The sequence below is a fragment of the Streptomyces sp. NPDC051020 genome (assembly GCF_040683105.1).
Taxonomy (GTDB): domain Bacteria; phylum Actinomycetota; class Actinomycetes; order Streptomycetales; family Streptomycetaceae; genus Streptomyces.
In genome coordinates this window covers 21,867-31,223 of sequence record NZ_JBFBCG010000081.1, presented here as the reverse complement: position 1 = coordinate 31,223, position 9,357 = coordinate 21,867, and the positions used below count along the sequence as shown (strand labels likewise).

At 73.1% G+C, this 9,357-nt stretch carries 4 protein-coding genes and 1 pseudogene; 4 read left to right on the top strand and 1 reads right to left on the bottom strand.

What is annotated here, in order from left to right; all coding sequences use genetic code 11:
* Positions 1-196 precede the first annotated feature (196 nt).
* The gene (locus AB0N06_RS31275) at positions 197-4,006 is read right to left on the bottom strand and encodes an FHA domain-containing protein (protein ID WP_366138069.1); all 3,810 of its coding nucleotides are present in this window, start codon (positions 4,004-4,006) and stop codon (positions 197-199) included.
* Positions 4,007-4,485: 479 nt separating this feature from the next.
* Between AB0N06_RS31275 and AB0N06_RS31270 the strand changes: the two genes are divergently transcribed.
* The 4 genes and pseudogenes from AB0N06_RS31270 to AB0N06_RS31255 all read left to right on the top strand — a co-directional run.
* Positions 4,486-6,111 carry a serine/threonine-protein kinase gene (locus AB0N06_RS31270; RefSeq protein ID WP_366138068.1) on the top strand — a complete coding sequence of 542 codons (1,626 nt, stop codon included), beginning with the start codon at positions 4,486-4,488 and terminating at the stop codon, positions 6,109-6,111.
* Positions 6,112-6,267: 156 nt separating this feature from the next.
* On the top strand, positions 6,268-7,506 hold the full coding sequence (locus AB0N06_RS31265; protein WP_366138067.1) for a serine/threonine-protein kinase: 1,239 nt from the start codon (positions 6,268-6,270) through the stop codon (positions 7,504-7,506).
* Between the two features lie 78 nt (positions 7,507-7,584).
* Entirely contained in the window at positions 7,585-8,691 is a 1,107-nt protein-coding gene (prfB, locus tag AB0N06_RS31260; protein WP_366138066.1) for a peptide chain release factor 2, read from the top strand.
* A 405-nt stretch (positions 8,692-9,096) separates the two neighbouring features.
* Positions 9,097-9,357 (top strand): annotated as a pseudogene (locus AB0N06_RS31255) (hypothetical protein); the annotation flags it as partial.

Sequence of the window (9,357 nt, the reverse complement as noted above, 5' to 3'; positions counted from 1 at the left end):
ACTAGTGCCCCTCACGGCACTGGGGCGTGTTTCGAAAGTCCCGCCTGCCGGGCGGCGTCTGGCACGCACGCTCGCTGGGTTGTCGGGCTCGCCCCGATACGCCCAGTATCGGGGCGACCCTCCGCCTTGCGATCGCACGCACCAGACACCGCCCGGCCCGCCCTACGGGCGGACGACGCCACTTTCGAAACACGCCCTAGTAGGGCATGAGCGGAGCTATTCGCTCGGCGTTCACCGAACGGGCGGCCCGCTCCAGCGCGCTGGCCAGCAGCGCCAGATCCGTCGGTCCGTTGCCCAGTTCCCGGACCGGGCGCCGGGCCGGCGGATCGCCCATCCGCTCCCACTCCAGTGGGACGACGGTGGGCCGCAGGGTCGCGGTGCGCGGAATGCGGCCCGTGACCCGGCCGCCCTGGAACGGCGTCACCCGCCCGTCCGGATGCCCCAGCCGACCGCGGCCGGGTGCCGGATCCTCCGGCGAGGGTGTGGCGACGGGTGCGTCGAGCACCGCGCGCAGCCGCGCCCCACGGGCAAGCTCCGTGTCCTCCGTGCGGTCGGCGCGGGCGGACGTCGCGACCAGATGCACGCCCAGCCGGCCACCGTCCCTGGCGACGGACTCCAGCGCTCGTACGACCGAACCGGCGGCGGGCCGTCCCGGGCTGCCGAGCGCGGGGGCGACCAGGGCGTCGAAGTCGTCGACCAGCACGACGAGCCGGGGCAGCGGCGATGGACCGGGATCCGCGGACCGCGTGGCGGCGGGCCGCAGCCGGAGGGTTCCGCTCATCACCGGGGCCAGGTCACCGCGTTGCTCGGCGGCGCTGGGGGCGAGTCGGTCGACCGTCTGCTGCGCCATGTCGTGCCGGGCATGCCAGTCGTTGAAGTCGAGCTGCCCGAGCAGCTCGGCCCGCCGCTTCAGCTCGCCACCCAGGGCCTGGGCGAACTCGCGCATTCTGACCGGATCGGAGGCGACCAGATGGGTGAACGCATGCGGGAGTTCCGCGCAGGGGTGCAGGCTTTCGCCGCGCTCACCACCGGCTCCGTCGACCAGCAGGATGCCGAGCCGGTCGGGACGCGCGGCAGCGGCCAGCGAGGCGGCGACGGCTCGCAGCAACTCCGTACGTCCACTGCCGGCCGGGCCCTCGATGAGGAGGTGAGGCCCTTCATCGGCCAGATCGACACTGACCGCGCCCCGGGGCCCGGCACCGAGAACGACGACGGGCCGCCCGGCGAAGGCGACGGCGGAGGCGGGAAGCGGCGAGGCTGCGGCGCCGGGCCCGGCGGTGGCGGCCGTGGCCATGCCGGTGGCTGGTGCATGCTCCGCCCCGGGAACGGCACGGGAGCCGACGACGTCGCCCGACGCGCTGCCGTAACGCTGCGCACCGACGCGGGGTGCGGGCGCGGCGGGGTGGTGGGTGCGGCCCGACCCGGACGAGTCGGTGTCCGGGTACGGGGTGCGACCGGAACCGCGGCTGTCGTTGCCCGGGTAGGGGGTGCGGCCTGAGCCGGGGGTGTCCGTGCCCGGGTAGGGGGTGCGGCCCGATGCCTGGCTGTCCGTGCCCGGGTACGGGGTGCGGCCCGAGCCAGGAGCGTCCGCACCCGGGTACGCGGTGCGGCTCGAACCGGCCGTCGAACGGCCCTCGTCGCGGCTGAATGCATGCCGTGATGTGCCTGCGTGCGTGTCGTTCGCCGAACCGGGGTACGGCCTGCGGTCCCACGTGCCGGACGTCTCACCGTTCGGGTACGCCGTGCGGCCGGAACCGGCGGATTCACTTCCCGGGTACGGCGTACGGCCCGAGCCGGACGACTCGCTGCCGGGATATGCGGTGCGCCCCGACCCCGGTCCGTGGTCCTCATCGGACCCCTGGGCGCCGGCGCCCGTCGGGCCCGGGACCGGCACCGTGCGCTGTGCCCCCACGCGAGGGCCCGCGCTGTCCGGGTATGTCGTACGGCCCGAACCGCGGGCGTCCACGGCCGCTGCCTCCGGATCGCCGGCACCGCCGCTCCAGCTCCCCGACCCACGCACCGTCGCCAGCGGCTGGGTCTCGGAGGTCGAGGCCCAGCGGGCCATCAGGGAGGCCGGGGTGGCTCTGGCCAGGCCCAGTTCGTCCAGCAGACGGGCGGACCGGGGGAGGGCTGCCGTCGGCGGGCGGCCGGGCGCCGTCGCCGGACCCTCCGTCCGTAGGGGTGCCAGCGCCCGCCCGAACCGCTCCGCCCACGCCGCCGACACCGCGTCCACCGTGGCCACCGTGCCGTGGCCCGCGGCCTGTCCGCCCGCGGTGCGCAGCAGCCGCAGTGCCGTTGCCACGTCGCCGCTCAGCATCCCCACCGCTCCGCACTCACGGAACGCGATCGACGCATGGCAGGCCGCCTCGTATGTCGCCGCGACAGGCGAGGTGGGCGACGCGGCCGGCGTCTCGGCCAGACAGATCAGATGGATCCCGGCCGCCGCACCCGCGGCGGCCAGCCGTGCCGTGGTCTCGCGCAGTACCGCGGACCCGGGGTCGCCGTCGACGATCACCACGGTGAACGGCCCCGTGTACCGCCGGGCGGTTTCGGCGACCGTGCTCCGGTCGACGCTGGCCCAGTCGGTGCCGAGCGGCCCGTCGTCCAGCCGGCGCACCAGCTCCGTCGTGCGTGCCGTCGCCTGCTCACGGTCGTACGCGAGCAGCAGCCGGCAGTCCTGTCCGTGCATCGGCCGCAGATGGGGCAGCCAGCCGAGCCACGCCCACTCGCGCCTGCGCTCGTCGGTGCTGCGGGCACGGTCCGTGCTGATGAGCACGATCTCCAGGTCGGCCGGGGAGTGCAGCGCGGCGAGCTGTGCCACCGTCGAGCGGGCGAGCCCGGCCAGCCGCTCCCGCGGACCGGCGAGCCCCAGCGAACCGGCCTCCCGAAGTCCCACGGTCACCGGCACGGCGGGCAGCTCCGCCCGGTCCGTGGTGCCGAGCCGGACCACGAGCGCCTCGGGGTGCGCCGCGTCGCGCTCCCACAGCCGGGGTCCGGGCCCGAGCGCGGTCAGCAGCACGGCCGCCGGGTCGGGCCATGTCCCCGCCGAGGACGAGCGCGGGCGCGGTACGGACGCGAGCGGGCCCGGCAGGCCCACTGCCCCTGCCTCGTCGGGCGCCGCCTCGTGCACCGGCTCGCCCTTGTTCCCCGCCAGCCGGCGCGCCCAGGCCCCTATCCCGCCGCGCCGGGGTGTCTCGTCGTCCGGGAATCGGCCGGACGTCCGCCGGGCGGTGCCCCGTGCGCCCCCGTCGTCGGAACCGGCCGGTGTGCCGTCCGCGTACGCCACGGGTGCGGCGCCCGCGCTGGACGCATGACCGGTGGCGTACCCGTCCGGTTCCTCCGAGAGGCTCCCGCCCGCCGCCCGTGCGACCCGCAGATGCCCCTCGCCGTCCGGCGTGGTCGCCAGCGACGGCGTGGGCGAGCCCGGCGTCAGCCGGAGCGTCGATTCGCCGAGCCGTAGCAGCGCGCCCGGCCTCAGCCGGACCGGGCGGTCGCGGACCTCCGCACCGTCCAGCGAGGTGCCGTTCGTGGAGCCCAGGTCGGCGACCGAGACCGCGCCGTTCTCGGAGACCGTCACCGCGCAGTGCAGCCGGGACACATCCGGGTCGTCGAGCGGGACGTCCGCGTCGGCGGACCGGCCGATCAGTATCTGTCCGCCGTGCAGCAGATGGACGCCGCCCGCATCGGGCCCCGCGACCACGTGCAACTGCGCCGGAACGGCGTCGGCCGCCGTCTCGTCCTCCCCCGGGACCTGGAGCGAGAGCACCGCGCCGTCGACCAGGGGTGGCTCGCCGAGCGCGCACCGCTGCGCGTCGAGCCGGTCGCGGCCGGCGAACAGCACCACCGCTCCGCTGCCGAGCGAGCCGTCGGGCCCGGAGACGGCGGCGGCCAGGTTGGAGGCCACGGTGGCGAGTGCCGTCCCCGCGGGGGCGGTGACGAGCACGTCGCAGGCGCGCGCCGGGGTCTGGCCGCTGCGCGGCGCGAGGACGGTCAGCCGGATCTGCATCGCCGTCAGCGGTCCCTTCTGCGCGGGATGCCCGGCAGGGGAAACGCCCTGTGATTCCCCCCACCCGGCACGGACGCGTCGTCCGGTACAGGTCGTCACGTACCGCGAGGCTCCGACCCCACAGTTCCGTGCTGGAGGCATCCTCGCACCTGCCGCTGACAACATGCCCGGGGGCCACCTCGAAGTGATCTTGAAAGGTCGGCTGTCTACCCAAAAGTGCCTGCTTGGGGCGGTAACCGGAGCAGCGCACAGAAGCCGGGCAACCATTGGAAACCGGCCAGGCGCACGTGTGTGCGGCAACCATCTGTCCGGTGTGGGCGTCTTCTTTCGGACACGATGGCTCACACCGCGTCCACGACCGGAAGGTGACCGACCGGTGACCCGTTCGAAGCCCTCGGAGCGGCATTAGAGTGGGCCGGAAACTCCCGGGGCGGGCTCCGGGAGGCCGTAAGCACCACGATCAGCAGGGAGCGCATGACGTGCGGCCGGTAGGCAGCAAGTACCTGCTCGAAGAGCCGCTGGGACGCGGCGCGACGGGCACCGTCTGGCGCGCCCGCCAGCGGGAGACCGCAGGCACCGAGGCGGCCGTCGCCGGCCAGCCCGGCGAGACGGTGGCCATCAAGGTCCTCAAGGAGGAGCTCGCCAACGACCCGGACGTGGTGATGCGGTTCCTGCGCGAGCGGTCCGTGCTGCTGCGGCTCACCCACGAGAACATCGTGCGCACCCGCGACCTGGTCGTCGAGGGCGATCTCCTCGCCCTCGTGATGGATCTGGTCGACGGACCCGACCTGCACCGCTACCTCCGCGAGAACGGCCCGCTCACCCCGGTCGCCGCCGCACTCCTCACCGCCCAGATCGCGGACGCGCTCGCCGCCAGCCACGCCGACGGTGTCGTCCACCGCGACCTGAAGCCGGCGAATGTCCTGCTGTCCGAGCGCGACGGCCAGATGCATCCGATGCTGACCGATTTCGGCATCGCACGGCTCGCCGATTCCCCGGGCCTGACCCGGACCCATGAGTTCGTCGGCACGCCCGCCTATGTGGCGCCGGAGTCCGCCGAGGGCCGCCCGCAGACCTCCGCCGTCGACATCTACGGCGCGGGCATCCTGCTGTACGAGCTGGTCACCGGGCGCCCGCCGTTCTCCGGCGGCACGGCCCTCGAGGTCCTGAACCGGCACCTCAGTGAGGAGCCCCGCCGCCCCACCACCGTCCCGGCGCCGCTCTGGACGGTCATAGAGCGCTGCCTGAGCAAGGACCCGGACCGACGGCCCGGCGCGGAGAACCTGGCCCGTGGCCTGCGTGCCGTCGCGGCCGGCGTCGGTGTGCACGCCACCTCGGCGCAGATCGCGGCCGCCGACGGCGTGGGCGCGCTGCTCGCGCCCGACCCGGCGCCCGCAGCCGTTCCGGAGACCCCCGGTGCGGCCGACCCGACGCAGGTGCTGCCGAGCAATGCGGGTGCGTACGACCCGAACGCGGCGACCAGCGTCATGCAGCACTCACCCGGCCAGGGACAGGGCCAGGGCGGGCACGCCGACCCGACCGCGGTCATGCCGCCCGTACCACAGCGCCCCGACGGCCCGCCGCAGCCCGACGGCCCGCACCCGTGGCAGTCCCAGCTGCAGGCGGCCCGCGACCGCAACGAGCAGACGCAGGTCCAGTACCTCGACCCGAGCCAGGATCCGCTGCGCCGTCGGCCGCAGCGCCAGCAGCCGCAGCAGGCTCCACAGCACCAGCAGTACCCGCAGCGCCAGCAGTACCCGCAGCAGCAGCCCCAGCAGTATCCTCAGCGCCGCCAGCAACCACAGCACCCCCAGCAGCAGCAGTACGCACCTCCGCAGCAGCCGGCTCCCCAGCGGCCGGCCCCACGCCAGCCCCGCGAGCCGAGGCAGCGCAGCGCCAACCCGATGAAGATCCCGGGTCTCGGCTGTCTCAAGGGCTGCCTCTTCACGGTGGTGCTGTTCTTCGTCGCGGGCTGGCTGATCTGGGAACTGACGCCGCTGCAGGACTGGATCGGGCAGGGGCAGGGCTACTGGCAAGCGATCGGCGACGCGGTCTCCTCCGTCACCCACTGGCTCTCGAAACTGGGCAGCAGCAGTGGCGGCTGACAGAGCCCGCATCACCAACTTCGTAGCTTTGTCGACTTCTGCGGAGCGATTTCGCCCGCAGAAGTGAAGGTTGGCGCCATCCAGGGCACGTAACACCCCGATCGCCGCGTAACTTTGTCGACCGGGGGTCCAACGCCAGCCGCTGAGGGAGCAGTCTTGGCACGGAATATCGGCAGCCGGTACACCGCCCACCAGATCCTGGGGCGCGGCAGCGCCGGCACGGTGTGGCTCGGCGAGGGTCCTGAGGGCCCCGTCGCCATCAAGCTGCTCCGCGAGGACCTCGCGTCCGATCAGGAGCTGGTCGGACGCTTCGTGCAGGAGCGCACCGCGTTGCTGGGGCTCGACCACCCGCACATCGTCGGCGTCCACGACCTCGTCGTGGACGGCAACGACCTGGCGCTGGTCATGAACCTGGTACGCGGTACGGATCTGCGCACCCGCCTCGACCGCGAGCGCCGGCTCGCCCCCGAGGCGGCGGTCGCGATCGTCGCAGACGTCGCGGACGGCCTCGCGGCCGCGCACGCCGCCGGAGTGGTCCACCGCGACGTCAAGCCGGAGAACATCCTGCTCGACATGGAGGGACCGCTCGGCCCCGGCGGCTCGCACCCCGCGCTGCTCACCGACTTCGGCGTGGCCAAGCTGATCGACACCCCGCGCCGCACCAAGGCCACGAAGATCATCGGTACGCCGGACTATCTGGCCCCCGAGATCGTCGAGGGCCTCCCGCCGCGCGCCGCCGTCGACATCTACGCCCTCGCGACGGTGCTGTACGAGCTCCTCGCGGGCTTCACGCCCTTCGGCGGCGGCCACCCCGGCGCGGTGCTGCGCCGCCATGTCACGGAGACGGTGGTCCCGCTTCCCGGCATCCCCGAAGAGCTCTGGCAGCTTCTGGTGCAGTGCCTGGCCAAGGCCCCGGCCTCCCGGCTGCGCGCCTCCGAGCTCGCGGCGCGTCTGCGCGAGCAGCTCCCGCACCTGGCCGGCATCCCGCCCCTGGACGTCGACGAGCCGGGCGCCGAACCGGAACCGCAGCCCTACGACGAGCAGCAGTACACCCCGGCCCCCGACGAACCCCGCCGTCGTGGCGCGGTCCCGCTGGTCCCCGGCGCCTCCCCGGACTCCAACCGGGACACCCACACCAGCATGCGCGTCCCGGGCCCCGACGAGCTCTCCGGCGGCCCCCGGGGCACTGCCCGGGCCCCCCGCGCCCCGGGCCAGCCCCGTCCGGGCTCGGCGCGGAACAAGTCGGCGGCCATCCGCAAGCGCCGCATCACGCTGGGCGCGGTGGCGCTGGTGCTGTGCGCGGCCCTGGGTGTGGGCGGCTGGCTGGCCCTCGGCGGCAATGACGCGGACGCGACCCCGCAGGACACGAAGAACTCGGTGCCGGCGGCTCCGTGACCGCGCCGTGACCGCACGGATCCCCGCAGAAAGGACGGCCCGGGGATGGTCCGAGCCGACAGCCGTTACGCTGGACCCGTGGCAGTCGTCGATATTTCCGAAGAGCTGAAGTCCCTCTCCTCGACCATGGGGTCGATCGAGGCCGTCCTGGACCTCGAAGCGCTGAGGGCGGACATCGCCGCGCTCGAGGAGCAGGCGGCGGCGCCGTCCCTCTGGGACGACCCGGAGGCGGCGCAGAAGATCACCAGCAAGCTTTCGCACATCCAGGCCGAGGTCCGCAAGACCGAGGCCCTCCGCGGCCGTATCGACGATCTTGAGGTTCTCTTCGAGCTCGCCGAGGACGAGGGCGACGCCGACGCCCTCGCCGAGGCCGAGAGGGAGCTGGAGTCCGTCAAGAAGGCGCTCGACGAGATGGAGGTCCGCACCCTCCTCTCCGGCGAGTACGACGCCCGTGAGGCGCTGGTCAACATCCGTGCCGAGGCCGGTGGCGTCGACGCCGCCGACTTCGCCGAGAAGCTCCAGCGCATGTACATCCGCTGGGCCGAGCGGCACGGGTACAAGACCGAGGTCTACGAGACGTCGTACGCGGAAGAGGCCGGCATCAAGTCGACCACCTTCTCCGTCCAGGTTCCGTACGCCTACGGCACGCTCTCCGTCGAGCAGGGCACCCACCGGCTCGTCCGGATCTCGCCCTTCGACAACCAGGGCCGTCGCCAGACGTCCTTCGCGGGCGTCGAGGTCCTGCCCGTCGTCGAGCAGACCGACCACATCGAGATCGACGAGTCCGAGCTCCGCGTCGACGTGTACCGCTCCTCCGGCCCCGGTGGCCAGGGCGTCAACACGACCGACTCCGCGGTGCGCCTGACCCACCTGCCGACCGGCATCGTCGTCTCCTGCCAGAACGAGCGCTCGCAGATCCAGAACAAGGCGTCCGCGATGAACGTCCTCCAGGCGAAGCTCCTTGAGCGCCGCCGCCAGGAGGAGCAGGCCAAGATGGACGCGCTCAAGGGCGACGGCGGCAACTCCTGGGGCAACCAGATGCGTTCGTATGTCCTGCACCCGTACCAGATGGTCAAGGACCTGCGCACGGAGTTCGAGATCGGCAACCCCGAAGCGGTCTTCAACGGTGAGATCGACGGCTTCCTGGAGGCGGGCATCCGCTGGCGGAAGCAGCGGGAGAAGTAGCCGGACCCGCAGCCTGTCGCTGTTCCTGATTTTTACGGCGGTGCCGGAACCCCCACGGGTTTCCGGCACCGCCTTTTTGTCGGGGGCGGGTACGAGGCGCTCAGCGAAAGGGAGTTGCGGTTCCGAGTTACGCAGGTGCCGTGGTGACTGGGTCACAGTCGTGATTCTGAATGACGGTCAACTGCCGCCAAATCGGTGCACATTGCACGGAATCCGCCTTGACGTAGTCCTTAACTGTGGACAGGGTGCTAGGGCAGCATGCGTATGTCTGGGACAGGTGTGAACGGGGAGGGTGGCTTGGCTACGGCCCGACGTGGCCCCGGCCGAGTGCGTAACCCCCGGCAGAGCCGTGAGCCCGCATATGGCTGCTCCACTGACGAGAACAGCTACTGGGGGTAGCAGCAGATGACCAAGAAGACGCGAGTCCGCGTCGCGCGGATAGCCGCAGGTGCGGTAATCGCCGCGGGCGCCTCGCTGACCGCTGCCGGCGCGGCGCAGGCCGCCGGCATCGGTGTCAACGTCGCGGGCGTGGAGTTCGGGGTCCAGGCCGGATCGGCCGACGACGGCGAGCCGTGCAGCCCGGCCGACCCGCGGTGCGACCCGACGGACCCGCCGACGGAGGACCCGACGGACCCGCCGACCACTGACCCGACGGACCCGCCGACG